Genomic DNA, 2,485 nt, shown 5'->3' on the forward strand with positions numbered 1-2,485 from the left:
CATCAACACGTGAGTAAGGGACCCCACCGAGAAACACAATGAGTTTCGCGAGTTTGGCCTGCTCTGCTCCGCCCGCCTTTCCACGTGCCCCCTTCCTCCCCGGAAAACACCCGCTGCGGGGGCCGACGGCGTCGGCACGCGGCCCCGGCCGGGAACTGACCGCACCCCCTCCCGAGTCTGGGCTGTCATGCGCGTGACGATGATTCTTCCGGCCCTGACAGAGGCGACCAGCCCGCTGTTCAGGCCCATCAAGTACTCGCTCTTCCCGCCGCTCGGCCTGGCGACCCTCGCCGGGTACCTCGATGCGGACGACGAGGTGACGCTCCTCGACGAACACGTCGAGCGGGTCGACATAGAGGCGCTCGACAGCCCCGATCTCCTGGTCGTCCAGCCGTACATCACCTCCGCCCGGCGCGGCTACGAGATCGCCGACCACTTCCGCGCCCGCGGCGTCCACGTCGCCATGGGCGGCCTCCATGTGACCTCGCTCCCGGACGAGGCCGCCGCCCACGCCGACACGATCTTCACCGGGCCGGGCGAGGACACCTGGCCGCTCTTCCTCAAGGAGTTCCGCGACGGGGTGCCGGGCCGCCGGTACGACTCGAAGCTGCGCACCCTGGCCGGACTGCCGCCCGTACGGCGCGACCTGATCAAGCGGCAGCTCTACCTCGTGCCGAACTCGATCGTCGTCTCGCGCGGCTGCCCGCACCACTGCGACTTCTGTTACAAGGACGCCTTCTTCGAGGGCGGGAAGTCCTTCTACACCCAGGCCGTGGACGACGCGCTCGCCGAGATCGAGCGGCTGCCCGGCCGCCATCTGTACTTCCTCGACGACCATCTGCTCGGCAACCGGCGCTTCGCCGAGGCGCTCTTCGACGGGATGGCGGGAATGGGGCGGCTCTGGCAGGCCGCCGGCACGGTGAAGTCCGTCCTCCAGCCGGATCTGCTGGAGCGCGCCGTGGACGCGGGGCTGCGCAGCCTGTTCGTCGGCTTCGAAACCGTCAACAGCGCGAACCTCGCCGAACGGCGCAAGGACCAGAACATCGGCAAGGACTACGCGGCCGCCGTCCGCCGGCTCCATGACGCCGGGGTCATGGTCAACGCCAGCTTCGTCTTCGGGCTCGACCACGACGGTCCGGACGTCTTCGACCGTACGGTGGAGTGGGCCGTCGAGCAGGGCATCGAGACGGCCACCTTCCACATCATGACGCCGTATCCGTCCACCGGTCTGTGGAAGCAGCTGGAGGCGGAGGACCGGATCGTCCACCGGGACTGGGACCTCTACGACACCCGCCATGTCGTGTACCGCCCGAAGGGCATGACCCCGCGCCGGCTGGAGGACGGGTACTGGCGTGCGTACCGCGACTTCTACCGGTGGTCCAACATCTGGCGCGGTGCGGCCGCCCAGCCGGGCACGCACGAACGGCTCAGGCACCTGGCGTACTCGGGCGGCTGGAAGAAGTTCGAGCCCGCCTGGGACGCCCTGATCCGCTCCCGCAACGTGGTGCGGGCCATGCCGATGCTGGAGCGGACCCTGGCGGCCTTCGGCGGCAGACGGGCCTGACCGCCCAGGACGTCGGCCCCGGTGCCTACCCCCTCAGCACCTCGTCCGCGATCTCGCGCACGGCAGCCATGGCCCGGCGCTGCAGCCCGGGGCCGAAGGTGATCCGGGTGGCGCCCAGCTCGCCCAGCCGGCGCGGGGTCGGGCCGTCCGGCCGCGCCAAGGCGTTGAGCGGGGCCGGGACGGCGGCGGCCAGTGCGGGCAGCGCCTCGGGCGGGGCCATGATCGGATAGACGCAGTCCGCACCCGCCGCCACGTACAGCAGTGCGCGGCGGACCGTCTCCGTCTCCGGGTCCGTGCCGTCGGGGACGCCTCGGACGTACGTGTCGACGCGGGCGTTGACGAAGAGCGCGTCGCCCGCGACCGCCCGCACCTCCGCGAGCCGGTCCGCCTGCCGCTGGGCGTCGAGGAGGGCGCCGTCGGCGGAGTCCTCCAGATTGCAGCCGACGGCTCCGGCGTCGAGGAGCCGCTCCACGAGTTCCTTCGGCGCCAGTCCGTAACCCGCCTCGATGTCCGCCGAGACGGGCACGGAGGCCGGCACGGCGCGCACGATCCTGGCCACGGCCGCGAACATCTCGTCGGCGGGCGTCGCCCCGTCCTCGTAACCGAGCGAGGCCGCGACCCCGGCGCTGGGCGTGGCCAGCGTCGGGAAGCCGGCGTCGACGAAGACGCGCGCACTCGCCGCGTCCCACGGCCCGGGGACGACCAGCGGGTCGCCGGGGGTGCGGTCGTGGTGCAGGGCGCGGAGGACGGAAGCGGTCACGCGGAGCTCCTGTGGGGTGTCGAGCGGTGGTGGTGCGCGGTACGGGCCTGCCGGGGCGGGCCGGCAGGACCCCCAGGTCCATGCTTTGTGTCCCCCCCCCTTTCATTCCCCGGGGACACCCCGGTTGTTCCATCTGAGCGTTTTCCATCGTTTGTTGTTTT

The 2,485-nt window shown here is 71.3% G+C and carries 2 protein-coding genes; one reads left to right on the top strand and one right to left on the bottom strand.

All coding sequences use genetic code 11. The features are described 5' to 3' along the window. Positions 1–199: 199 nt before the first annotated feature. Positions 200–1,564 carry a B12-binding domain-containing radical SAM protein gene (locus tag ACFVX4_RS09625; protein WP_389974016.1) on the top strand — a complete coding sequence of 455 codons (1,365 nt, stop codon included), beginning with the start codon at positions 200–202 and terminating at the stop codon, positions 1,562–1,564. 25 nt (positions 1,565–1,589) lie between these two features. Here ACFVX4_RS09625 and ACFVX4_RS09630 read toward each other — a convergent pair whose 3' ends face one another. Then, entirely contained in the window at positions 1,590–2,324 is a 735-nt protein-coding gene (locus tag ACFVX4_RS09630; RefSeq protein WP_389973750.1) for an isocitrate lyase/phosphoenolpyruvate mutase family protein, read from the bottom strand. Positions 2,325–2,485: the final 161 nt, after the last annotated feature.

Source organism: Streptomyces sp. NPDC058240, from assembly GCF_042882135.1.
Taxonomy (GTDB): domain Bacteria; phylum Actinomycetota; class Actinomycetes; order Streptomycetales; family Streptomycetaceae; genus Streptomyces.